At 65.3% G+C, this 23,634-nt stretch carries 19 protein-coding genes; 12 read left to right on the top strand and 7 right to left on the bottom strand.

Annotation, left to right across the window (positions count from 1 at the left end; genetic code table 11):
* Nucleotides 1–89: 89 nt before the first annotated feature.
* The gene (locus RCF34_RS08750) at nt 90–1,169 is read left to right on the top strand and encodes a DUF2066 domain-containing protein (RefSeq protein WP_308707823.1); all 1,080 of its coding nucleotides are present in this window, start codon (nt 90–92) and stop codon (nt 1,167–1,169) included.
* 97 nt (nt 1,170–1,266) lie between these two features.
* Nucleotides 1,267–1,971, top strand: a complete 705-nt coding sequence (gene hda, locus RCF34_RS08755; protein ID WP_017638945.1) for a DnaA regulatory inactivator Hda — start codon at nt 1,267–1,269, stop codon at nt 1,969–1,971.
* A gap of 9 nt (nt 1,972–1,980) precedes the next feature.
* Here the strand turns inward: hda and wrbA are convergent, their stop codons facing one another.
* Both wrbA and arsC read right to left on the bottom strand, forming a co-directional pair.
* Nucleotides 1,981–2,583, bottom strand: a complete 603-nt coding sequence (gene wrbA / locus RCF34_RS08760; protein WP_308707824.1) for an NAD(P)H:quinone oxidoreductase — start codon at nt 2,581–2,583, stop codon at nt 1,981–1,983.
* Nucleotides 2,580–2,933 (bottom strand): arsenate reductase (glutaredoxin), encoded by a 354-nt coding sequence (arsC, locus tag RCF34_RS08765; protein ID WP_308707825.1) that lies wholly within the window; start codon nt 2,931–2,933, stop codon nt 2,580–2,582. Before arsC ends, wrbA begins: the two co-directional genes overlap by 4 nt.
* A 91-nt stretch (nt 2,934–3,024) precedes the next feature.
* Here arsC and RCF34_RS08770 point away from each other — a divergent pair, with 91 nt between their 5' ends.
* Both RCF34_RS08770 and RCF34_RS08775 read left to right on the top strand, forming a co-directional pair.
* Nucleotides 3,025–4,275 carry a YihY family inner membrane protein gene (locus RCF34_RS08770; protein ID WP_308707826.1) on the top strand — a complete coding sequence of 417 codons (1,251 nt, stop codon included), beginning with the start codon at nt 3,025–3,027 and terminating at the stop codon, nt 4,273–4,275.
* The gene (locus RCF34_RS08775; RefSeq protein ID WP_308707827.1) at nt 4,272–4,559 is read left to right on the top strand and encodes an acylphosphatase; all 288 of its coding nucleotides are present in this window, start codon (nt 4,272–4,274) and stop codon (nt 4,557–4,559) included. The genes RCF34_RS08770 and RCF34_RS08775 overlap by 4 nt, the downstream gene beginning before the upstream one ends.
* Nucleotides 4,560–4,575: 16 nt before the next feature.
* Here the strand turns inward: RCF34_RS08775 and RCF34_RS08780 are convergent, their stop codons facing one another.
* Together RCF34_RS08780 and RCF34_RS08785 are read right to left on the bottom strand one after the other, a co-directional pair.
* Nucleotides 4,576–6,282 carry a proline--tRNA ligase gene (locus RCF34_RS08780; RefSeq protein ID WP_308707828.1) on the bottom strand — a complete coding sequence of 569 codons (1,707 nt, stop codon included), beginning with the start codon at nt 6,280–6,282 and terminating at the stop codon, nt 4,576–4,578.
* Nucleotides 6,283–6,433: 151 nt separating this feature from the next.
* Entirely contained in the window at nt 6,434–7,738 is a 1,305-nt protein-coding gene (locus RCF34_RS08785; RefSeq protein ID WP_308707829.1) for an OprD family porin, read from the bottom strand.
* A 368-nt stretch (nt 7,739–8,106) separates the two neighbouring features.
* On the opposite strand from RCF34_RS08785, the gene RCF34_RS08790 reads away from it, so the two are divergent.
* From RCF34_RS08790 to RCF34_RS08800, 3 genes are all read left to right on the top strand, one after another.
* The gene (locus tag RCF34_RS08790) at nt 8,107–8,523 is read left to right on the top strand and encodes an HIT family protein (RefSeq protein ID WP_308707830.1); all 417 of its coding nucleotides are present in this window, start codon (nt 8,107–8,109) and stop codon (nt 8,521–8,523) included.
* Nucleotides 8,520–8,729, top strand: coding sequence for a SlyX family protein (locus tag RCF34_RS08795; protein ID WP_064306679.1), 210 nt, complete (start codon nt 8,520–8,522; stop codon nt 8,727–8,729). Before RCF34_RS08790 ends, RCF34_RS08795 begins: the two co-directional genes overlap by 4 nt.
* A gap of 192 nt (nt 8,730–8,921) precedes the next feature.
* A complete protein-coding gene (locus RCF34_RS08800) occupies nt 8,922–13,769 on the top strand; it encodes an NAD-glutamate dehydrogenase (RefSeq protein WP_308707831.1) in 4,848 nt (1,615 codons plus the stop codon).
* Nucleotides 13,770–13,874: 105 nt separating this feature from the next.
* Here RCF34_RS08800 and RCF34_RS08805 read toward each other — a convergent pair whose 3' ends face one another.
* A complete protein-coding gene (locus RCF34_RS08805; protein ID WP_308707832.1) occupies nt 13,875–14,900 on the bottom strand; it encodes an alpha/beta hydrolase in 1,026 nt (341 codons plus the stop codon).
* A gap of 216 nt (nt 14,901–15,116) precedes the next feature.
* On the opposite strand from RCF34_RS08805, the gene RCF34_RS08810 reads away from it, so the two are divergent.
* The 4 genes from RCF34_RS08810 to RCF34_RS08825 all read left to right on the top strand — a co-directional run bounded on the left by RCF34_RS08810 (nt 15,117) and on the right by RCF34_RS08825 (nt 20,944).
* Entirely contained in the window at nt 15,117–17,366 is a 2,250-nt protein-coding gene (locus tag RCF34_RS08810) for an ATP-binding protein (RefSeq protein WP_308707833.1), read from the top strand.
* 8 nt (nt 17,367–17,374) lie between these two features.
* Nucleotides 17,375–17,836, top strand: coding sequence for a response regulator (locus RCF34_RS08815; protein WP_308707834.1), 462 nt, complete (start codon nt 17,375–17,377; stop codon nt 17,834–17,836).
* A gap of 99 nt (nt 17,837–17,935) precedes the next feature.
* Complete coding sequence (locus RCF34_RS08820) at nt 17,936–20,347, top strand: response regulator (protein ID WP_308707835.1); 2,412 nt, start codon at nt 17,936–17,938, stop codon at nt 20,345–20,347.
* Between the two features lie 27 nt (nt 20,348–20,374).
* Nucleotides 20,375–20,944, top strand: coding sequence for a biliverdin-producing heme oxygenase (locus RCF34_RS08825; protein ID WP_308707836.1), 570 nt, complete (start codon nt 20,375–20,377; stop codon nt 20,942–20,944).
* A 9-nt stretch (nt 20,945–20,953) separates the two neighbouring features.
* Here RCF34_RS08825 and RCF34_RS08830 read toward each other — a convergent pair whose 3' ends face one another.
* A complete protein-coding gene (locus RCF34_RS08830; RefSeq protein ID WP_308707837.1) occupies nt 20,954–21,829 on the bottom strand; it encodes a hypothetical protein in 876 nt (291 codons plus the stop codon).
* Nucleotides 21,830–22,014: 185 nt separating this feature from the next.
* On the opposite strand from RCF34_RS08830, the gene RCF34_RS08835 reads away from it, so the two are divergent.
* Nucleotides 22,015–23,034, top strand: a complete 1,020-nt coding sequence (locus RCF34_RS08835; protein ID WP_308707838.1) for a quinone-dependent dihydroorotate dehydrogenase — start codon at nt 22,015–22,017, stop codon at nt 23,032–23,034.
* A 117-nt stretch (nt 23,035–23,151) separates the two neighbouring features.
* Here the strand turns inward: RCF34_RS08835 and rmf are convergent, their stop codons facing one another.
* The gene (gene rmf, locus RCF34_RS08840) at nt 23,152–23,367 is read right to left on the bottom strand and encodes a ribosome modulation factor (protein WP_007159291.1); all 216 of its coding nucleotides are present in this window, start codon (nt 23,365–23,367) and stop codon (nt 23,152–23,154) included.
* Nucleotides 23,368–23,634 lie beyond the last annotated feature (267 nt).

The following is a 23,634-nucleotide window of genomic DNA, read 5'->3' on the forward strand; positions in this document are numbered from 1 at the left end:
TACCTTCTGCGTAGCCCGCGACCCGGTGCCCTTGCTCGCGGGTCAGGCGGCTTTTAAGGTATGCCCCTTGCCCTTTCTATGGAATCGCCATGCGCCGTCTCGTCCTTCCGCTGCTCGCTTCGCTGCTGGTCCTGAGTCCGCTCGCCCGCGCCGAGGTGGTGGACAACCTCTACCAGGTCCGCGAGCCGGTGACCTCGCAACAGCCGGACGAGCGCAATGCTGCCCTCAAGCGCGCCCTGCAGGTACTGGCCGGGCGCCTGACCGGCAATCCCCAGGCCGGCCAGACCCCCGCGCTCGCCAGCGCCCTGGCGGCGCCTGAATCCCTGATCAGCCAGTACGGCTACGACGCCGGTCCGCCGGAGGTGCTGGTGGTCAACTTCGACCCGGCCGCCACCGAGCGAGCCCTGGGTCAGGCGGGGCTCTCGGTGTGGGGCGCCAATCGCCCGGTGGTGATGATCTGGTGGCTCAACGACGCCGACAGTGGGGCGACCCTGGTCGGTGACGGCCAGCCCGCCAGCACCGGGGTCCAGCGCGGCGCCCAGCGCGCCGGTCTGCCGATCCGCCTGCCGCTGGCCGACCTCAACGAACAACTGGCCGGCACCGCCGCCAACATCGACGCCAACGACCCGACCGCCCTGCGCCAGGCCTCCGAGCGCTATGGCGCCAATGCCCTGCTGGCCGTGCATGCCAAGCCCCAGGGCAGCGGCTGGCAGGCCCAGTGGCGCCTGTGGAACAACGGCGCTGCGGAGCAGGGCAGCAGCCAGGCCGCCGATCAGGACGCCCTGGCTGCCGCGGTGCTGCAAGACGTCGCCGCGCGCCTGTCGAAGAAATTCGTTTCTCGCCCGGGCACGACCCAGCCGCTGACCCTGGTGGCCGACAATTCCAACTTCGAGCGCTATGCCCAGCTGCAGAAGGTGCTGGAGCCGCTGTCGAGCCGGCTGGTCAAGGTCGAGGGGACCCAGCTGACCTACGACCTCACCGCCAATCCCGACCAGTTGCAGGCACAACTCGGTCTTGCCGGTCTGCAGCCCGCTGCTGCACCAGCCGCTCCGGCACCGGCGACCCCGGCTGCACCCGCCGACGCCACGGCCGCACCCACCCCGCCCGCGGCCCAGCCGGCGCCCTCCGCTCAGCCAGCGCGGACCACCCTGTACTTCCGCTGGCCATGAGTGCCGACATCCAAGACTGAAGCGGCTGCTGCGAGGGGCCCGGGATTTGGTTAGACTTGGCGCCCTCGCGAAACTGCCAAGAGCCGTTCGAGCCGGCATGATGCCTTTACAGCTGCCCCTGGGCATTCGTCTGCGTGACGACGCCACCTTCGTCAACTACTACCCTGGCGCCAATGCCGCGGCGCTCGGCTATGTCGAGCGTCTCTGCGACGCCGATGCCGGCTGGACGGAAAGCCTGATCTATCTCTGGGGCGGCGCTGGCGCCGGCCGCAGCCATCTGATGCAGGCCGCCTGTCACCGCCTGGAGGAACTGGGCGAGCGCGCCATCTACCTGCCCATGGGCGAACTGGCCGACTACGGCGTCGAGCTGTTCGACAACCTCGAGCAGTGCGAACTGGTCTGCCTCGACGATCTCGATGCCTTGGCCGGGCAGCGCCGCTGGGAAGAGGCGCTCTTCCACCTGTTCAATCGCCTGCGCGATGCCGGCAAGCGACTGCTGATCTCCAGTACCGCCTCGCCGCGGCAATTGCCGGTGCAACTGGCCGATCTCAAGTCGCGGCTGACCCTGGCGCTGGTCTTCCAGTTGCGCCCGCTGTCCGACGAAGACAAGCTGCGCGCGCTGCAGCTGCGCGCCTCTCGTCGTGGCCTGCACCTGACCGACGAGGTCGGCCGCTTCATCCTCTCGCGCAATACCCGCAGCATGGACGCCCTGTTCGACATGCTCGAACGCCTGGATCAGGCCTCGCTGCAGGCGCGACGCAAACTCACCATTCCCTTCGTCAAGGAAATCATGGGCTGGTAGCCGCGCCGGCTACTTCTTCTGCAAGCGACCCGCCAGGGTCGCCAGGCGCTTGCCCAGGGCCCGGCACAGCGCCGTTTCCTGCTCGTCCAGTGCCCGCTTGCCATCCGCGCCGGCGAAGTGACTCGGCCCATAGGGCGTACCACCACCCTTGGTTTCCAGCAGGGCGCTCTCGCTGTAGGGCAGGCCGGTGATGAGCATGCCGTGGTGCAGCAGCGGCAGGGCCATGGACAGCAGGGTGCTCTCCTGGCCGCCGTGCAGGCTGGCGGTGGAGGTGAAGACGCCAGCGGGCTTGTCCACCAAGGCGCCGGTCAGCCAGAGGCTGTTGGTCCCATCCAGGAAATACTTCATGGCGGCGGCCATGTTGCCGTAGCGCGTCGGACTGCCCAGGGCCAGGGCCGCGCAATCGCGCAGGTCGTCAAGGGTGGCGTAGACCGCACCCTGCTCGGGCACCGCCGGGGCGACCGCGGCGCACTCGGCGGACACCGCCGGCACGGTACGCAGGCGCGCGGCAATGCCGCCCATTTCCACCCCGCGGGCGACCTGGCGGGCCATCTCGGCGGTGGCGCCATGGCGGCTGTAGTAGAGCACCAGCACGTAGGCTTCGGGGGTCATTGCAGGATCTCCAGGACGCGCTCGGGGGGACGACCGACGACGGCGCGTTCGCCGCACACGGCGATGGGTCTTTCGATCAGCTTGGGGTGGACGGCCATGGCCGCGATCAGGGCTTCATCGTCCAGCGCCGGATCGGCGAGGTTCAATTCGCGATAGGCGTCCTCGCCAGTGCGGAGCAACTGGCGCGCGGTCAGGCCCAGCTTGGCGAGCAGCGCGCGCAGGGTCGCGGCATCCGGCGGCGTTTCCAGGTAGGACAGCACGGATACGGCTAGCTCGCGGCTTTGCAGCAGCTCCAGGGCCGCGCGCGATTTCGAGCAGCGCGGGTTGTGATAGAGGACGATTTCACTCATGGGCTGATCCATAGAAGGTAAGATGCCCATTGTAGCGGGTTGGCGAGGACTGCCGCGCCAGCCCTTGACCGTGCCTTTCGAGGAACCGCCAATGCCGGCCCGCTTGCGTGAACTGCTGTCCTTCGTTCGCTACCTCGCCGACCGCTTCATCGAAGACCGGGCGCCCAACAATGCCGCGGCCCTGACCTACACCACGCTGTTCGCCGTGGTCCCGGTGATGACCGTGACCTTCGCCATGCTCTCGGCGATTCCGGCCTTCCAGGGCACCGAAGTCCAGATCCAGGCCTTCATCTTCCGCAATTTCGTGCCCTCCACCGGGGCGACCCTGGAAGAGTACCTGCGCAACTTCATCGAGCAGGCCCGGCACCTGACCTGGCTGGGTGTGGCCCTGCTGGCGGTGACGTCCTTCTTCATGCTGGTCACGGTGGAAAAGACCTTCAACGACATCTGGCGCGTGCGCATTCCACGGCGTGGGGTCTCCAGCTTCCTGCTCTACTGGGCCGTGCTCAGCCTGGGGCCCTTGCTGCTGGGCGCCGGTTTCGCCATGAGCACCTACCTGGCCTCGGTGGCGCTGGTGTTCGGCTCCTACGGCATGTCCGGCGCCCAGGCGCTGCTCAAGGTCACGCCGCTGCTGTTCAGCATCGCCGCCTTCACCCTGATGTACGCCGCCGTGCCCAACACCCGGGTCCCGCTGCGCCATGCGCTGATCGGCGGAGCCCTGACCGGGGTACTGTTCGAGGCGGCCAAGAGCCTGTTCGGCCTCTATGTCTTCTATTTCCCCGGTTACCAGCTGATCTATGGCGCCTTCGCCACGGTGCCGCTGTTCCTGGTGTGGATCTATGTCTGCTGGCTGATCGTGCTGCTGGGCGCGGAGGTGGTCTGCAGCCTGTCCACCACCCATCACTGGCGCCGCGCGCCGCTGCCGGCCTTCTTCATCCTGCTCGCCGTGCTGCGGGCCTTTCTGGAAAGGCAGCAGCGCGGCTCCAGCCTGCACCTGGGGCGGCTGCACCAGGCCGGCTGGAAGCTGCCGGAGCATGAGTGGCACGCGGTGCTGGCCTTCCTGCAACAGGAGCGTCTGGTCTGCCAGAACGACGGCGGCCACTGGGTGCTCTGCCGCGACCTGCACGGCTATGCGCTGCTGGATCTGCTGGATCGCGCGCCCTGGGCGCCGCCTGCGCCGGATTGCTGGCCGCCTGCCGAGCGTTTTCCCGGTGACTGGTATCCGCAGCTGCAGGAAGCCTTCGCGCGGCTGCAGGCACAGCGTCATGAACTGCTCGCCGGTAGCGTGGCCCAGTGGCTCCAGGTCGCGCCGGCGCTGGAAGAAAGGAGCGCCCCGCGATGAGGGACAGAGCGGCGCGTCGCGGCCTGATCAGTGGCCGCGTACAGGGCGTCTACTATCGCGAGAGCACGCGGCAGGAGGCGCAGCGACTGGGCGTAACCGGCTGGGTGCGGAATCTGGCGGATGGCCGGGTGGAGTGCCATCTGGAAGGTTCGGTCGAGGCGCTCGCTAGACTGGAGGCGTGGCTCTGGCAAGGGCCGACGGCGGCGCAGGTGACACGGGTGGAGCTGGAGGAGGTGGCATCCGCAGGGTTCACCGACTTCCAGGTCAGGCGCGCGGACGCCTGACCTGGAGCGGTAGTCCTTAGCGGGCCTTGAGGAAGCCGACGATCTCGGCCAGGGCGACGTTCTGGCTGTCGCTGTCGGTACGGCCCTTGTACTCGACCAGGCCTTCATTGAGACCGCGCTCACCCACGACCAGGCGATGGGGAATGCCGATCAGCTCCATGTCGGCGAACTTCACGCCGGGGCTGGTCTTCTTGTCACGGTCGTCCAGCAGCACGTCGAAGCCGGCGGCCTTCAGTTCGGCATAGAGGCGATCGGTCGCCTCCTTCACCGCGGCGTTCTCGTATTTCATCGGCACCAGGGCGACGTTGAACGGTGCCAGGGCAGCCGGCCAGCGGATGCCACGCTCGTCATGGTTCTGCTCGATGGCAGCGGCGACCACGCGGGACACGCCGATGCCGTAGCAGCCCATGGTCAGGAGGGTAGGCTTGCCTTCCTCGCCCAGGACCGACAGCTTCATGGCCTCGCTGTACTTGGTGCCCAGCTGGAAGATATGGCCCACTTCGATGCCGCGCTTGATCACCAGGGTGCCCTGGCCATCGGGGCTAGGATCGCCGGCCACCACGTTGCGCAGGTCGGCGACCTGGGGCAGCGGCAGATCGCGTTCCCAGTTGACGCCGAAGTAGTGCTTGTCTTCCTGGTTGGCGCCGATGCCGAAGTCGCTCATCAGGGCGACCGAGCGATCGACGATGCAGGGGATCGACAGATTCATCGGGCCCAGGGAGCCAGGGCTGGCACCGATGGCCGCACGGATCTCGGGCTCGGTGGCGAACACCAGGGGGTTGGCGACTTCCGGCAGGTTGGCCGCCTTGATCTCATTGAGTTCGTGATCGCCACGCACCACCAGGGCGACCAGGGTGCCTTCCTCGGCGCCACGCACGACCAGGGTCTTCACGGTCTTCTCGATGGCCAGGCCGAATTTCTCCACCAGATCGGCGATGGTCTTGGTGTCGGGGGTATCGACCAGGCGCAGCTCCTCGGTAGCGGCGCCGCGCGCGGTTTCTCGCGGCAGGGCTTCGGCCTTCTCGATGTTGGCGGCGTAGTCGGAGCTGTCGCTGAAGGCGATGTCGTCTTCACCGGAGCCGGCCAGCACATGGAATTCGTGGGAGCCACTGCCACCGATGGAGCCGTTGTCGGCCTGCACCGGGCGGAAGTTCAGACCCAGGCGGCTGAAGACATTGCAGTACGCCTGGTACATGGCGTCGTAGGTTTGCTGCAGCGACGCCTGGTTCAGGTGAAAGGAGTAGGCGTCCTTCATCACGAACTCGCGACCACGCATCAGGCCGAAGCGCGGACGGATCTCGTCGCGGAACTTGGTCTGGATCTGGTACAGGTTGATCGGCAGCTGCTTGTAGCTATTCAACTCGTTACGCATCAGGTCGGTGATGACTTCCTCGTGGGTCGGACCCACGCAGAAATCACGCTGATGGCGGTCCTTCAGACGCAGCAACTCAGGGCCGTACTGCTCCCAACGACCGGATTCCTGCCACAGCTCGGCGGGCTGGATCGCCGGCATCAGCACCTCCAGGGCGCCGGTGGCGTTCATTTCCTCACGCACCACGGCTTCCACCTTGCGCAGCACGCGCAAGCCCAGCGGCAGCCAGGTGTAGAGACCGGAGGCCAGCTTGCGGATCATGCCGGCACGCAGCAGCAGCTGGTGGCTGATCACCACGGCATCGGAAGGGGTTTCTTTGAGGGTGGACAGCAGGAACTGGCTGGTACGCATGGCTAGGCGGTCTGTCGGCATCGAGACGGGACCGGCATTGTACGGCGGGGTGGGGCGGGGCGTACAGGGACGCGGGCGGCGCCGACCGGAGGCCGGAAAAGAACAGCCCGGCGAATGCCGGGCTGCTGGATCGTGCGAGTGACGCTGTCCCTTACAGGATGCTCAGCGGGTACTCGGTGATCAGGCGGAACTCGTTGATGTTGCCGCTGCCGCCGCTGCCGGTGCTGGCATCGCCACGGTGCCAGGATTGACGGATGCGGAAGGACAGGTCCTTGGCCGGGCCGCTCTGCAGCACGTACTTGGCTTCGACGTTGGTTTCGAATTCTTTGTCGCCATCGCCGTAAGCACTGTAGACGCCGTTGGTGCTGTCTTTGATGTCGGTGCCCCGAACATATCTTGTCATGAAGCTCAGACCCGGCACGCCTAGGGTAGCCATGTTCAGGTCGTAGCGCAGTTGCCATGACTTCTCACCGGGGGCGTTGAAGTCAGAGAACTGTATGGAGTTGGCCAGGAAGATACCGTCGCCGCCGCCATTGGTAGAGCCAGCTGCCGCATAGTCGAAGGGCGTATTGCCATTCACTTTCTGGAAGCCAAGGGTAATGGTGTGGGCATCGAAGGAGTAAGCGGCGGCCAAGGAGTAGGTGTTGTTGCTGATATCGCCGGCTTTGGCGCTACCGGTATCCTTGGTGTAGTAGTAGTTCGCATCGAAGGTGAGCGCTTGGCTGGCGCCAAACGGAACCACATAGTTCACGTTCGCGTAGTACTGATTCCAGATATCTTCCAGATTGCCGTAATAGAGCGAGGCGCTCAGCTGATCGTTGATCTTGTACTTGCCGCCGGCATAGGTGGCCGAGTCGGCCAGCGCGCCCGAGTAGCTCGTACCGATGTCACCGTTGTGGAACGTGTTTACGCCATCGCGTGCATCGGTGAAATAGCCAGCCTCCAGGAACAGATCGCTGATCTCTTCGCTGGTCAGCATGAAGCCGGTACCAGTTGCGGGGAACAGGCGGCTACCACCCAAAGCGAAGACCGGCGAAGTCGGCTGCAGATAGCCATACTTCAGGACTGTATTGGAAATGCGCATTTTGACGGCGGCGTTGGCAAAGGAATACTCGTCTCTGGAGCTACCATCACTGCCGACCGGCAAGTTGCCGGTTCCTGCGTAACCCGCACCACCGTCCAGCTTCAGACCCAAATAACCGCTCGCGTCGACACCAAACCCAACGACACCTTGAGTGAAGCCCGATGCATAATTGAGCAGGAAGCCATGGCTCCAGTCGCGCCGGTCATTCGCTCCACCATCGCGATCCCGGTTGAAGTAGTAGTTGCGGTTCAACAGGTTCAGCTTGCTGTCTTCGACGAAGCCCTTGGATTCGGACTGCTGGTCGGCGAAAGCCAGTTGAGTGGTCCCTGCGGCTACGGCCAGGGCGAGAATGCTCCACTTCATCGCTTGCATCAGAAATGCTCCTTTGGGTTGAAAGTCAGCCATCGTGTCAGCCGTGGCTGTTTGTTCTAATGGCGGCACATATAGCACCTCTCTCGGAGGGGCGATAGGCTTCATCAAAATTTTACGTGTTATGAGCGGATTAACCGTGACTCTTAAGAAAGCTCTTTAAGAGTTCCCGTCCGATCGGCGTACCCGGATCGTGATAGCAAAAAGCGTGCACAAATGCTCAATCCCTGAGCCCGCCTGTCTATCGCTGGTCCGCTTCCCAGGCAATGGGCAGTTTCGGAAGGGTTGGTTGCACCTTTGTGACACCAAAGGTTTCACTTACCCAAAGCCGTGCACACTTTTAGTGCCGACAGGTGTTGGCGGGAGATGAGATGTTCCAAATAGACCCACGACTGGCCGGCGATACCCTGGAAGTGGCGCCCTTGACGCTGTGCCAGCTATTGCTGCTGAACGATCACCGCTATGACTGGCTGGTGCTGGTCCCCCGCCGTGAGAGTGTTACCGAGGTCCTCGACCTGTCACCCCAGGACCAGGCGCAACTGTGGCGAGAGGTGACACTTGTTGCCCGGGTGTTGCGTAACGCTCACCCTGATTGCAAATTGAACATCGGCGCCCTCGGTAACGTCGTCCGGCAATTGCACCTGCATGTCCTGCTGCGGCAGGAGGGTGATCCGGCCTGGCCCGGCCCGGTCTGGGGGCACTCGCCACGCGAGCCCTATGCCGCCGAAGCCGGCCATGCCGCTGCCGAGCGCTGGCGGGTGCGGCTCGAACAGGAGTCACAGGCATGACCCTCGAAGAACGTATCGCCGACCTGGAGATGCGCCAGGCTTTCCAGGATGACACCATCCAGACCCTGAACGACATCATCGTCGAGCAGCAGCGGACCCTGGATCGCTGCGCGGCGCAGATCCGCATGCTGGCCGAACGCCAGGCGGAGTTGCAGAGCGCGGGTGGCGGCGGCATGCCGGACGAAGCCCCGCCGCCGCACTATTGAGATCCGTTCCGCAGCTGAATCTTGTTGTCGCCCTGACGTACGTGCGCAGGTGGTCTTGCCGGCTACTCTAGCGGCACTGCATCCTTGCACTTTTTTGGTGCAGTCCGGCCTCGTCCCTTGTGGAACTCGCTCCGGGAGAGGCCTGTCCTCTGCGGAGCGAAGCCCACAGCACCTTCAGGACGGAGTACGGTTATGGCGTTTTTCACCGCTGCCAGCCAAGCGGATTTCCAACAACAACTCAAGAATGCCCTCGCGGCCCATGTCGAAGGGGAGACCCTCGAACAACTGGAGCGCTTCACCGCCCAATTCTTCGGCATCGTCCCGCTGGAAGAACTCACCCAGCGTCGGCTGTCCGATCTGGTCGGCTGCGTACTGTCGGCCTGGCGCCTGCTGGATGTCTTCGATCCGGCGGAGCCACGGGTCCAGGTCTTCAATCCGGACTACGAGCGACACGGCTGGCAATCGAGCCACACCGTGGTCGAGGTGCTGCACGCCGATTCGCCGTTCCTGGTGGATTCGGTGCGAATGGAGCTCAATCGCCAGGGCTATAGCGTCCATACCCTGCAGAACAGTGTCCTCAGCGTGCGCCGGGATGCCCAGGGTCGCCTGCTCGAGTTGCTGCCCAAGGGCCAGCAGGGCGAGGGAGTCACCCGCGAAGCCCTGATGTTCCTCGAGATCGACCGCTGCGCGGCGACTAGCGAGTTGCGCACCCTGGAGGCGGCGCTCCAGGAGATCCTCGGCGAGGTCCGGCTGACCGTGGGCGACTTCGCGGCCATGAAGGCCAAGGTCGCCGACTTGCTGGAGTGGCTGGATCGGCGTCCGGCCGGTGTGGAGGAGGGTGAGCTGGCCGAGGTCAAGGCCTTCCTTGACTGGCTGCGCAACGACAGGTTCACCTTCCTGGGTTACGAGGAATTCACCGTCGAGGGTGACGGCGAGACCGCGGTGCAACGCTATGTGCCTGACTCCCTGTTGGGGCTGTCGCGGCGCTTGCGCGGCCGGCCCGAGACCGCTGAGATGGCGCTCTCCGGTGATCCGCTGCGCTATCTGCGCGAACCCGTGCTGCTGTCCTTCGCCAAGGCGGCCGACCCGAGCCGGGTGCATCGTCCGGCCTATCCGGATTTCGTCTCCCTGCGCGAAGTGGACGCCAGTGGCCGGGTGGTACGCGAGCATCGCTTCATGGGCCTCTATACCTCCAGCGTCTACAACGACAGCGTGCGCGAGATCCCCTATATCCGCCGCAAGGTCGATGAAGTGCGCCGCCGCGCCGACTTCGACAGCAGCGCGCACCTGGGCAAGGAGCTGGCTCAGGTCCTCGAGGGCCTGCCGCGGGACGATCTGTTCCAGACCCCGGTGGACGATCTCTTCAGCACCGCCATGGCCATCGTGCAGATCCAGGAACGCAGCAAGGTCCGCGTCTTCCTGCGCCGTGATCCCTATGGCCAGTTCTTCTATTGCCTGGCCTATGTGCCGCGCGACATCTACTCCACCGAAGTCCGCCAGCGCATGCAGCAGATCCTCATGGATCGCCTGCATGGTACCGACTGCGAATTCTGGACCTTCTTCTCCGAATCCGTGCTGGCGCGGGTGCAGTTCATCCTGCGCGTCGATCCCCTGCAGCCGCAGGACGTCGATCCGGCGCGCCTGGAGCAGGAGATGGTGCAGGCCTGCCGCAGCTGGAAAGACGACTTCGCTAGCCTGATGGTGGACAGCTTCGGCGAAGCTCAGGGCACCTCCATCCTGGCCGATTACCCGCTGGGCTTCCCGGCCGGTTATCGCGAGCGCTTCGCGCCGCACCTGGCCGTGGTGGACATGCGTCACCTGCTGGCGCTGAGCGACGAGCGCCGTCTGGCCATGGGCTTCTACCAGCCGCTGACCCAGACCGGCGACAACATCCTGCACTGCAAGCTCTACCACGCCGACACGCCCCTGGCGCTGTCGGACGTCCTGCCGATCCTGGAAAACCTCGGTCTGCGCGTACTGGGCGAATTCCCCTACGAACTCCGCCATCGCAATGGCCGCCGCTACTGGATCCACGATTTCGCCTTCACCACCGTGGCCGGCCTGGAGCTGGATCTGCAGCAACTCAACGACACCTTCCAGGACGCCTTCGTCCAGGTGGTGGACGGCCAGGCGGAAAACGACAGCTTCAACCGCCTGGTGCTGACCGCCGGGTTGCCCTGGCGGGACGTCGCCGTGCTGCGGGCCTATGCGCGCTACCTCAAGCAGATCCGCATCGGCTTCGACATCGGCTACATCGCCGCCACCCTCAATGCCCACGTCGACATCGCCCGGGAACTGGTGCGGCTGTTCCGCATGAAGTTCTACCTGGCACGGCGCATGACCAGCGAAGACCTGGACGACAAGCAGCAGCGGCTGGAGCAGGCCATCCTCAGCGCCCTCGACGACGTGGCGGTGCTCAACGAAGACCGCATCCTGCGGCGCTATCTGGACCTGATCAAGGCGACCCTGAGAACCAACGTCTTCCAGGCGGACGCCGCCGGCAAGCCCAAGGCCTACTTCAGCTTCAAGCTTGATCCCAAGGCCATTCCCGAGCTGCCTCGCCCGGTACCGCGCTACGAGATCTTCGTCTATAGCCCGCGCGTGGAAGGGGTGCACCTGAGATTCGGCAACGTCGCCCGCGGCGGCCTGCGCTGGTCGGATCGCGAGGAAGACTACCGCACCGAGGTGCTGGGCCTGGTCAAGGCGCAGCAGGTCAAGAACTCGGTGATCGTCCCCGTGGGTGCCAAGGGCGGCTTCGTGCCGCGGCGACTGCCCACCGGTGGCTCCCGTGACGACATCCAGGCCGAGGCGATCGCCTGCTACCGCATCTTCATCAGCGGCCTGCTGGACATCACCGACAACCTCAAGGATGGCGAGGTGGTCCCGCCGGCGGCGGTGGTGCGCTACGACGGCGACGATCCCTACCTGGTGGTGGCGGCCGACAAGGGCACCGCGACCTTCTCCGACATCGCCAATGGCATCGCCCGGGACTACGGTTTCTGGCTGGACGATGCCTTCGCCTCCGGTGGTTCGGCGGGCTATGACCACAAGAAGATGGGCATCACCTCGCGGGGCGCCTGGGTCAGCGTGCAGCGTCACTTCCGTGAGCGCGGCATCGACGTGCAGACCGATCCGGTCACCGTGGTGGGCATCGGCGACATGGCCGGCGACGTCTTCGGCAACGGCCTCTTGCGTTCGCGCAGCCTGGAGCTGGTGGCGGCCTTCAACCACCTGCACATCTTCATCGATCCCAACCCGGACGCCGAGCGCAGCTATGTCGAGCGCGAGCGGCTGTTCAACCTGCCGCGGTCGAGCTGGACCGACTACGACGCCAGCCTGATCTCCCAGGGCGGCGGTATCTTCCCGCGCAGTGCCAAGCGCATCGCCATCACCCCCGAGATGAAGGCGCGCTTCGGCCTGACAGCCGATCACCTGACGCCCAACGAGCTGATCAACGCCCTGCTCAAGGCGCCGGTGGATCTGATCTGGAACGGCGGCATCGGCACCTACGTCAAGGCCAGCTTCGAAACCCATGCCGATATCGGCGACAAGGCCAACGACGGCCTGCGCGTGGATGGTTGCGACCTGCGCGCGAAGGTGATCGGCGAGGGCGGCAACCTGGGCATGAGCCAGCTGGCGCGGGTGGAATTCGGCCTGCACGGCGGTGCCTGCAACACCGACTTCATCGATAACGCCGGTGGCGTGGACTGCTCCGACCACGAGGTCAACATCAAGATCCTGCTGGGCGACGTGGTTTCCGCCGGCGACATGACCGTCAAGCAGCGCAATACGCTGATGGGCGAGATGACCGACGAGGTCGGCGAGCTGGTGGTCGCCAACAACTACATGCAGACCGGTGCCCTGTCCCTGGCGGAGTATCGCGCGCGGACCCACCTGGCCGAATACCAGCGGCTGATCGTGGATCTCGAGGGCCGCGGCAAGCTGGATCGCACCCTCGAGTTCCTGCCCAGCGACGAGGTGCTCGCCGAGCGGGCCGCCAAGGAGCAGGGGTTGACTCGGGCCGAGCTGTCGGTGCTGATCTCCTACAGCAAGATCGACCTCAAGGAACAGTTGCTGGCCTCTTCGATGCCGGATGACGACTACCTAGCCCGGGACATGCAGGGTGCCTTCCCGCAACGCCTGACCGAGCAGTTCCCCGAAGCCATGGCACGCCATCGCCTCAAGCGCGAGATCGTCGCCAACCAGATCGCCAACGACCTGATCAACCACATGGGCATCACCTTCGTGCAGCGCCTGTGCGAATCCACCGGCATGAGCGCGGCCGATGTCGCCCGTGCCTATGTGGTGATGCGCGATGTGCTGCACCTGCCGCACTGGTGGCGTCAGGTGGAGGCCCTGGACCATCAGGTGCCGGCCGAATTGCAGTTGCGCCTGATGAGTGAGCTGATGCGCCTGGGACGGCGGGCGACCCGCTGGTTCCTGCGCAGCCATCGCAGCGGCCTGGACGCTGGCGCCGTGGCGGCCTTCTTCGGGCCGCGCATCGCCGCGCTGGGCGTACGGCTGGACGAGCTGCTGCAGGGCGAGCCGCGCCAGGACTGGGAAGAGCGCTTCCGTGCCTACACCGAAGCGGGCGTACCCGAACTGCTGGCGCGGGTCGTCGCCGGTACCAACCACATCTATACCCTGTTGCCGGTGATCCAGGCCGCGGAGGTCACCGCCCAGGATCCGCTGGAAGTGGCGGCCACCTGGTTCGCCGCAGGTGATGTGTTGGATCTGGCCTGGTACCAGCAGCAGCTCAACCAGCTGCCGGTGGCCAATGCCTGGCAGGCCCTGGCGCGCGAGGGGTTCCGCGACGAGGTGGATCTCCAGCAACGCACCATCACCATCGGCATGCTCAACCTGAGCGAGGCGCCCAGTGATCCGGAAGCCCGGCTCTCGCTATGGCTGGAACGGCACCGGGCGGCGGTGGAGCGGTGGCGCGGGCTGCTGGTGGATCTGCGTAATGCCGCCGGACAGGACTACGCGATGTACAGCGTCGCCAGTCGCGAACTGGCGGATCTGGCGAGCAGCAGCGTCTGAGGCGCGCGGTGCCTACGAACGGATTTCGTGGGCACCGCCATCTGACAGCGTACGGAAAAGGCGGCGTACCATCGGGGCGTTGCCTTTTTTTACCCTTCGATTCGATCAGCGCTGAGGTTGCGTCGAAGGTTTTCTGAGTGCGTTCAGCCCTTGCAGCAGTGCCTGGTGAAAGCGTTCCGGCGCCTGCATCTGCGGCGCATGGCCCAGATCCTCGAATTCCACCAGGGTCGCCTGGGGGATACGCCGCGCCGCCGCCTTGCCCAGTTCGGGATAGCGACCCAGTTGCGCCTTGAGCGCGGCTGGCGCCGCATCCTTGCCGATGGCGGTGGTATCGCGCTGGCCGATCAGCAGCAGGGTGGGCATGCGCAGTCGTTCTAATTCGTAGACCACCGGCTGGCTGTAGATCATGTCGTAGATCAGTGCCGAGTTCCACGCCACCCGCTCCTTGCCCGGCCCGTTGTTGAGACCCGCGAGCATGTCGACCCAGCGGTCGTAGTCCGGCGACCATTGGCCGGCGTAGTAGGTGCTGCGCTCGTAGTCGCGGATGGCGTCAGCGGAAGTCTTGAGTTCCCGGGCGTACCACTGGTCGACGCTGCGATAGGGCACGCCCAGGGCCTTCCAGTCCTCCAGGCCGATGGGGTTGACCAGTACCAGGTGCTCGGTGGCCTCGGGATAGAGCAGGGCGTAGCGGGTCGCGAGCATGCCGCCGGTGGAATGACCGATCAGGGTCGCCCGGGCGATGCCCAGGTGGTCGAGCAGGGCGCGGGTGTTGGCGGCCAGTTGCTGGAAGCTGTATTGATAGTGCGCCGGTTTGCTGGACTTGCAGAAGCCGATCTGGTCCGGAGCCACGATCCGATAGCCGGTAGCGCTCAGCACCTGGATGCTTTGCGCCCAGGTACCGGCGCAGAAGTTCTTGCCGTGCAGCAGGACCAGGGTCCGGCCGTTCGGTTTTCCGCTCGGCGCGACGTCGAGATAGGCCATTTCCAAAGGCTGTCGCTGGGAGTCGAAACTGAACGTTTTGACCGGGTAGTCGTAGGCGAAGCCTTCGAGACGTTCGCCATAGACGGGTGCCGCCTGGCTGAGCGGACTCAGCAGCAGGGCGGCCAGGGGCAGGGCGAGGCGCAGGGACATGGGGAGGCTCCTGGGGCTAAACCAACTCCGACCAGACGCCGGCGGAGAAGATTCCGGGGCGCCCCTTCGAGCGCTGTCGCCCTTGCTGCCGGTGTCCGGGCTGCGCGCCCTTTCGCTTCGCCTCCCGCCCCGGGTCTGATAGTCTGGATGACCTTTGTTTCCGTTTCGGCGCACCGCTTTCCCTGCGCTTCTTCCCGATCACACGAGGTTCCTGGTTTGGCGCTCGAGTCACCTTCCAAGACGCAGCCCGACGCTCTGGCCGATTGTGCCAATGAGCCGATCCACATTCCCGGCAGTATCCAGGAACATGGGTTCCTGTTCGCCGTGGAAGAGCCGGATCTGCGCATCGTCCAGGCCAGCGCCAACGTGCGGGAGCACCTTGGCGTCGCCGTGGAGGATGTGCTGGGCCGCACCCTCGGCGAATTGCTGCCGGAACGGGATCTGCCGGCCATGCTCGGGGCCCTGACCCAGGAAGAGCAGAATCCCATCTATCAAGGTGACGTGACCCTGGGACCGCAGCAGCAGACCTTCGCGCTGTTCATGCATCGCTTCGGCGGGGTACTGATCGTCGAATTCGAGGCGCCGGTGGACAGCCGGCTTGGCCTCAATACCCTCTATCCCATGGTGCGGGTGTTCATCGAGCAACTGCATCAGGCCGAAACCGTGGATGCCATCGCCAAGCTCGCGGTGCGCGAAGCCAAGCGCATCTCCGGCTTCGACCACACCATGATCTATCGCTTCGACGAGGACGGTCATGGACAGGTGCTGGCCGAGGAGTGCGACCCCGGCGTACCCAGCTATCTGGGACTGAGATTTCCCGCCTCGGACATCCCGGCCCAGGCTCGCCGCCTGTACCTGGCCAACCGCATCCGGGTGATCGGCAACGCCTACTACCAGCCGTCGCCACTGCAGCCGCAGACCAATCCGCTGACCGGCCAGTCACTCGATCTCAGCTTCGCGCAGCTGCGCAGTGTGTCGCCAGTGCACCTGCAGTACATGAGAAACATGGGCACCCTGGCTTCCATGTCGGTCTCCATCGTGGTCGGCGGCCGCCTCTGGGGTCTGGTGCTCTGTCACGACCGCCAGCCGCAGCGGGTCTCCTTCCAGACGCGGACCGCCTGCGAGTTGTTCGGTCGGGTGCTGTCGCTGCAGATCGATGCTGCCGAGACCCATGCGGAATCCGATCGGCGGCTGGCGCTGCGTCAATCCATGGTGCAGATGCTCTCGACCATGGCCGACCGCGACAGCGTCTGCCAGGGGCTGCTGGAACTGCCCCAAGTCTATCTGGATTTCGCGCGGGCCCAGGGCGCTGCCATCATCTCCTCCGACGGCACCGAACTGATCGGCCAGGCGCCGCCGCGCGACGTGGTGGACAGCCTGGTCGAGTGGCTGTCGGTCAACGTCAAGGATCACTACGTCACCGACAACCTGGCCAAGGACATCGCCGATCTGCCGCAGCTGGCCCAGTATGCGGCCGGGGTGCTCGCCGTACCCATTTCCGAATTGCATTCCCACTATCTGATCTGGTTCCGCAGCGAACTGGTCCAGGTGGTCAACTGGGCCGGACGGCCGACCAAGCAGGAAGACAGCGATGGACGCCTGTCGCCCCGGCAGAGTTTCGTGCTCTGGCAGGAGACCGTCCGGGGACTGTCGCTACCCTGGTCGCCGCTCGAGCTGGAAAGCGCCATCGAATTGCGCAATGCGGTGCGCGGGATCGTCCTGCGCAAGGCCGAGGAGATGGCCGAGCTGGCCGAGGAGCTGCAACGCAGCAACAAGGAACTGGCGGCCTTCTCCTACAGCGTGTCCCACGACCTGCGCGCGCCGCTGCGCCACATCGCCGGCTATGCCGAGCTGCTGGGCGACATCGAGGGCGGCAAGCTGTCGGACCGGGGGCGGCGCTTCCTGGAGAACATCGGGTCGTCGGCGCGCTTCGCCGGCAGCCTGGTCGACAACCTGCTGAGCTTCTCGCAGATGGGGCGGGCGGCGATCCGCTATTCCGACGTCAATCTGACCGCCCTGGTGGAAGCCATTCGCGAAGAGATGGCACCGGACTACGCCGAGCGGCAGGTGGAGTGGCACATCGGCCCCCTGCCTGTGGTCATCGCCGATGCCGCCTTCGTCCATCTCGCCTTGCGCAATCTGCTGGCCAATGCCATCAAATACAGTCGCTACGAAGAACCGGCGGTGGTCGAGATCGGCACCCTGCCGAGCGATTCCGAAGACATCATCTTTGTCCGGGACAATGGCGTCGGTTTCAACATGGATTACGTAGGCAAGCTGTTCGGCGTCTTCCAGCGCCTGCACCATGCCGATGAATTCGAAGGGGTCGGCATCGGTCTGGCCAGTGTCAGACGCATCATCGAGCGTCATGACGGCAGGGTCTGGGCCGAGGGTGCCATCGGCGAGGGCGCTACCTTCTATTTCGCCCTTCCCAAACAACGACCCTCGCCGGTACACAAAAGGTAGTTCTGTTCATGCTCAAACCCATTGTGCTGGTCGAAGACAATCCGCACGATCTGGAGCTCACCCTGGTGGCTCTGGAGCGCAGCCAGCTGGCCAACGATGTCGTGGTCCTGCGCGACGGTGCCGAGGCGGTCAGTTACCTACTGCGCCACGAGCCCTATGCCGATCGCGAGCCGGGCAATCCCGCCGTGATGCTGCTGGATCTCAAGCTGCCCAAGGTCGATGGCCTCGAGGTGCTGGAGCTGGTGCGCAGGACCCCTGAGCTGTGCAGCGTCCCCGTGGTCATGCTGACATCGTCGCGGGAAGAGCCCGATCTGGAGAAGGCCTACGAGCTGGGCGTGAACGCCTACGTGGTCAAGCCGGTCGAATTTCGCGATTTCGTCGCTGCGATCAGCGACCTCGGCGTATTCTGGGCCGTGCTCAATGAACCGCCGCCAGGATCGCGCCGCGTTGCCAGGCGCACTGGCCGCTAACGAGTGAAGATCAGTGCATCCTTATCCAGTCATCCGCGACCGGCAGATATGCGCGACCCAGCTTCCCTGAGCGAACAGATCCAAGGCCGACGTCCGTTTATGCCTCTCTCGAAACAGATCAAGATCCTCCTGGTCGAGGACAGCAAGCTCGATGCCGAGCTGATCCTGATCGAGCTGGAAAGGCATGGCTTCGAGCTGCAATCCAAGATCGTCTATGAACGTACCGGGCTGACCCTGGCGCTGAGCCAGCAGACCTACGACATCATCCTCTCCGACATCATCCTGCCGGGCTTCTCCGGTGCCGAAGCCCTGCGCGTGGCGCGGGCGCTGACGCCGGAAACCCCTTTCATCTTCGTCTCGGGCATCTTCGGTGAAGTGCACGCGGTGGAGATGATGCGCCTGGGCGCCAATGACTATGTGCTCAAGCAGAGCATGGAGCTGCTGGCCAAGGCGGTCGAGCGGGCGCTGCTGGTGGTGCATGAGCGCCGCGAGCGGCGTCGCGCCGAAGAAGCCCTGCACAGCCTGGAAGTCAGATCCCGCCTGGCCATGGATGCCTCCCGGCTGGGTATGTGGGAGTATCTGCCGGGCAGCCGTACCCTGGTCTGGGACGAGCGCTGCAAGGCCATGTTCGGCTTGCCGGCCGACGCGGTGGTCGATCTCGAGGTGTTCGCCCGCCTGTGCGGCAGCGACGGCCTCGAGCGCTTTCTCGACACGGTCCGGCAGGCGGGCGCCGACGAGCGCGACGACGACTACCGCAGCGAATACCGTATCAGCCTCGACAATGGCGCCCAGCGCTGGGTCGAGACCCGCGGCCAACCCTTCTTCGATGCCGGCGTTTGCACCCGCTTCCTGGGCGTGATGCTCGACATCACCCAGCAGCGCGATGCCGCGGAGAAGCTCGAACGACTCAATGTCAGTCTCGGCGAGCGCGTCGAGGAGCGTACTCGGGAGCGCGATCGGACCTGGGACCTCACCCGCGATCTGCTACTGGTGTGCAAACCCGATGGCACCCTGGTGGCGCTCAATCCGGCCTGGGAAGAAAATCTGGGATGGTCGCGGGTGGAGCTGCTCGATTCCTCGCTGCTGGCGCTGGTGCATCCCGACGAGCATTTCATCACCGACAACGAACTCAAGCAGCTGGCCACCGGCGCGGCCAGCCAGCGGTTCGTCAATCGTATCCGCCACCGCGACGGCAGCTATCGCTGGATTTCCTGGACGGCGGTGCCGGATGCCGGCATGACCTATTGCTCCGGACGGGACATCTCCTCCGAGGTCCTGGCGATGGAGGAGCTGGCCGCGGCGAATCGCCAGTTGCGCGAGCAGATCGACGAGCGCGAGCGGGTGGAAGACACCCTGCAGCAGATGCAGCGCCTGGAGGCCGTGGGTCAGCTCACCGCCGGCGTGGCTCATGACTTCAACAACCTGCTCACCGTGGTGCTCAGCAGCGCCAGCTTCCTCGAGCGGGATCTGGCACGCCTCGAAGCGAGCGACAAGACCCAGGGGCGGGTGCAGAACATCCGCGAAGCGGGCGAGCGGGGCGCCAAGCTCACCGCCCAGCTGTTGGCCTTCTCCCGCCGTCAGCGGCTGGCGCCCAAGCCGGTCAAGCTCAACGAAACCGTCGAAGGCATGCTCGAACTGCTGCGCAGCACCATGGGTGGCAGCGTCTGGATCGAGACCCACCTGCGCGCCGATTGCTGGCACGCCCTGGTCGACCCGACCCAGATCGAACTCATCATCCTCAATCTGGCGATCAATGCCCGGGATGCCATGGTGGTCGGCGGCACCCTGCGGCTCAGCACTTCCAACCAGACCATCAGCGAGCCGCCCCAGCGCCCGGAAGAACCCGAGCCGGGCGAGTACGTGCTGCTGGCGGTGCAGGACTCCGGCACCGGCATGAGCGAAGAGGTGCTGGCCAAGGCCTTCGAACCCTTCTTCACCACCAAGGAGGTGGGCAAGGGCTCCGGTCTGGGTCTGGCCCAGGTGTTCGGCTTCGCCAAGCAGTCCGGCGGTGGCGTACGCATCGAGACGCAGATGGGCAGCGGGACCACGGTGCTGGTCTATCTGCCGCGTACCGAGGCGGAAGATGCCGTGGAGGCGGTTGGGTTGCCGACCCTGGGTCGTGACGAACAGGCCGCCGAGCGGCGCATCCTGCTGGTCGACGATGACCATGCGGTGCGCAACGTGACCGCCGCCCTGTTGGCGGATCTCGGCTACCAGGTGGTGGAGGCCAGCAACGGCTTCGCTGCCCTGAGCGCCCTGGAGCGCGATCCGCAGATCGATCTGCTGCTGGCCGATTTCGCCATGCCCGGCATGAACGGTGCGGAACTGGCCCGCCAGGTGCGCAAGCGCCTGCCGCGGTTGCCGGTGGTCTTCATCACCGGCTACGCCGAACTGGGCGAGCTCGACCCCGAACAGTCATTCATCGTCCCCAAGCCCTTTCGCGAGGCGGATCTGGCCGCACGGCTGCAGGCCGCCCTGCGCGGCGAGAAGCCCCAGCCTTCGCCGCTCTGAAGGCCGCCGTCACTACGAGGTATTTGCGTGTCCACCATCCGTGAAATGTTACGTGCCGAGGGCGGTGCCCTGCACCAGCAGGTCGATGCCACCTTCGGCCGCTACGCGTTGCAGACTCGACCCCATTACACCGCCTTTCTCCAGGCCCATGCCCAGGCCCTGATCGGCCTCGAAGAGTTGCTGGAGCGCTCCGGCATCCAGCGCCTATTGCCGGACTGGGCGGAGCGTCGCCGCACCGGGGTGCTGGCGGAGGATCTGCAGCGCCTGGCCGCCGAGCAACCCGAACCCGTCGTCCTCGAGCGCCTGCTCGACGAAGGCGAGTGCTGGGGGGTGGCCTATGTCCTCGAAGGGTCTCGGCTGGGATCGCGACTGCTGGATCGCCATGCGGGCGAGAGTGCGGACGAGGCGGTGCGCGACGCCCGGGCCTATCTGGGCCATGTGCCGCCCAAGGGCGCCTGGCCAGGCTTTCTGCAGCGCCTGGACGAGGCGGGCAGCGATGCGCGCCTGCATCCGGCGATGCTGGCCGGTCAGCGCCTGGCCTTCGAGGTTTTCCTGGCGGCGGGGCAGCGTCACGCGCCGGCGGTCGCCGCCTGCTGAGCAGGTTGCCTAGAGCGCCTGCAGATAGCCGATCACCTCGGCGGCGCCCAGGCGTTCGAGAATCTCGGTGAGCACCCGGGTGCTCGCCACCTCACTGGGCAGCAGCAACCATTCCAGATCCTGGCCCGGGGCGGGCAGTGGCAGGCGCGCATAGTCGAGCTTCAACCCCAGCAGCACCTGGATGAAGTCGGGGTGGTTCCAGACCGCATTGGGCAGGGCATAGACCGCAAAGGCCTCCTGCAGGCGGTCGATGGCCGCCGGGTCCAGGCGCAGGCACTGGACCTGCGCCGGCACCTCCACGGCGATACCGCGGATGCGGGCGTAGGCGATGATGCTGGCCAAGGCGAGGGTGGTGGCCGTATCGTTTTCCAGGAACAGTCGGGTACCCCGCCAACTGGCCTGGCGCAGACGCAAGGGCTGTTCCTGGGACAGATTCGGCAAGGTGCGATAGAGCGCCGCCTGAAAATCTCGATAGCCGATGATCCGGACCTGCTCGCGCGCCGCGGGCAGGGCAGCCAGTTCTTCCAGCTGCACCGCCGAGTCGGTGGCGCCATCGCCCAGACGCTGGCAGAGGCCTTCGATGGCGCGCAGGTCGAGGGCGGCGGCCTGCAGGGTATCGGCGACCACCAGCTGACTGAGCAGGGCATGGGCGTCGCCCTTGATCTCCTGGGTCGGTCCGGACAGGGCCGCGCGGGGCAGGCCGAGAAGCAGGTGCAGCGGATGGCCTTCATCCCACCAAAGGCTGTCGGTTGGCGCGGGCAAGGGGACGAAGGCGTCGGCCAGGCGTTCCAGGCAACGCTGGATCCGGCGGCTGGCCAGGGAGGGATGCAGGTGCAAGGCCAGCGAAGACCAGGGGCCGCCCAGGAGGTTGGCACTGTTGCTCATGAGGTCTCCAGGGCGGATAGGAACGGCACGACCGAGTCTAGCGTGGGACAGACCGCGCTATCGTCAAATGATTCCCGAAAGGTAGGATCTTTTGTGCGAGTGACCGTTCGACTCCGGAGCGAGCGACGTATGGCCGGTGGCAAGCCTGTATAATGCGCGCTTTCCGAATTGCCTGTGAGTCCGCCATGTACGACGCGCTCCGTCCTCTGCTTTTCAAAATGTCTCCCGAAGGCTCGCACGATCTGGCGCTGGACCTGATCGGTGCCGCGGGTCGTCTGGGCCTGACCGGGCTCGGCCGGCGGCCGGGTCGGCTGCCGGTCCAGGTCATGGGCCTGGAGTTTCCCAATCCGGTGGGCCTTGCCGCCGGACTCGACAAGAACGGCGCCGCCATCGACGGCTTCGCCGGCCTGGGTTTCGGCTTCATCGAGATCGGTACCGTGACGCCGCGGCCGCAGCCGGGCAATCCCAAGCCGCGGCTGTTCCGTCTGGAGCCGGCCGACGCCATCATCAACCGCATGGGTTTCAACAATGCGGGCGTGGATGCGCTGATCGAGCGGGTCAAGGCTGCGCGCTTCCAGGGCGTGCTGGGGATCAACATCGGCAAGAATGCCAGTACCCCGGTGGAACGGGCGGTGGACGACTACCTGATCGGCCTGGACCGGGTCTATGCCCATGCCAGCTACATCACGGTGAACGTCAGCTCGCCCAACACGCCCGGCCTGCGCAGCCTGCAATTCGGCGATGCGCTCAAGAGCCTGCTGGAAGCCCTGCGCCAGCGTCAGGAAGACCTCGCGGTCCAGCACGGCCGGCGGGTGCCCATCGCCATCAAGATCGCCCCGGACATGACCGATGAGGAAATCGTACTGACCGCCCAGGCGATTCGCGATGCCGGGATGGACGCCATCATCGCCACCAACACCACCCTGGGCCGGGAAGGTGTGGAGAATCTGCCCTATGCCGCCGAGGCCGGTGGCCTGTCGGGTGCTCCGGTGCGGGAGAAGAGCACTCATGTGGTACGGGTGCTGGCCGGCGAGCTGGGTGGCCGGCTGCCGATCATCGCGGCGGGTGGGATCCTGTCCGGGGAAGACGCGGCGGAAAAGATCGCGGCGGGCGCCAGTCTGGTGCAGCTCTACAGCGGCTTCATCTATCGCGGACCGGCGTTGATCCGGGAAGCCGTGGATGCGATCGCCGCGGCGCGCCCCTGAGGGGGAGGGGGCTCGCTGGGAGCCCCCGTGGGACCGGGTCCCTGATCCCGGGTGGGGATCTGACTGGAAAGAACCAGAACGCTGTGGAAGCCCAAGGCTTCCGCTAGTGAAATCGAATTAGCCTACGGCTTGAAGTTGATTCATGCGTTGAAGACCGGCGGTGCCTACGTAGCCGTCCCATTGGTCGCTACGGCCCTCACGCCAGCCATTGAGCCAGGCTTGCCGGACGGCGTCCTGGGTGAAGGGGCAGAGGTCCCGCGATTTGCCCACGATGCCGTGCTGATAACCACGCTGGAAAGCTCGTTCCATTGGATCACGCTTGAGTCTTCTCATAGGGTAGTGCCCTCGTAGGTTGACTTGCAGATTGTCCATGGCCCGTTGCAGGCCTGGATGCCAGAGCCGGCGTCCTGACATCCGCCCCGCACCTTCGCGTTGCGGGTGGTCAATTACTAACCAAAGGGACTCTGGCTGGGAACGACCTTTTAGCTATAAGCCGTAACCAAATCGAAATGAAATGGCGATAAACCGCCGCTGGAATGCCGTCACTGCGGCTTGTTGAGACGCAGTCAAATCTTCTCGCGAGGAGCTGTCCTTACCGGT

This window comes from Pseudomonas sp. 102515, from assembly GCF_031085165.1.
Classification (GTDB): domain Bacteria; phylum Pseudomonadota; class Gammaproteobacteria; order Pseudomonadales; family Pseudomonadaceae; genus Chryseomonas.